This is a genomic window from Pseudomonas siliginis (assembly GCF_019145195.1).
GTDB classification, from domain to species: domain Bacteria; phylum Pseudomonadota; class Gammaproteobacteria; order Pseudomonadales; family Pseudomonadaceae; genus Aquipseudomonas; species Aquipseudomonas siliginis.
This window is the reverse complement of the sequence record NZ_JAHSTW010000042.1, coordinates 1-349: the sequence shown is the minus strand read 5'-3', so window position 1 is coordinate 349 and position 349 is coordinate 1. Positions and strand designations below refer to the sequence as shown.

General features: G+C 45.6%; 2 tRNA genes. Both read right to left on the bottom strand.

The window, feature by feature from the left end:
- Positions 1-136: 136 nt before the first annotated feature.
- Positions 137-212, bottom strand: a tRNA-Ala gene (locus tag KVG87_RS25770).
- A 10-nt stretch (positions 213-222) separates the two neighbouring features.
- Positions 223-299 (bottom strand) — tRNA-Ile (locus tag KVG87_RS25765).
- Positions 300-349 lie beyond the last annotated feature (50 nt).

Genomic DNA, 349 nt, shown 5'->3' with positions numbered 1-349 from the left:
TTACCAGTGAAAGTAACGTTCAGTCTATCTTTCTATCACATACCCAAATTTTTAAAGAACGATCTAATCAAAAGACTAGAAATCAATATTCAGTGCGAATATTCATTTCTAAACTCTCAAACTTCGAAGCAGTTTATGGTGGAGCCAAGCGGGATCGAACCGCTGACCTCCTGCGTGCAAGGCAGGCGCTCTCCCAGCTGAGCTATGGCCCCATAACAAAATTGGTGGGTCTGGGCAGATTCGAACTGCCGACCTCACCCTTATCAGGGGTGCGCTCTAACCAACTGAGCTACAGACCCAATTTCGAGCTTGTAACTGTTAGCTCAGAGCTATCAGCTTGGAGCTTAAA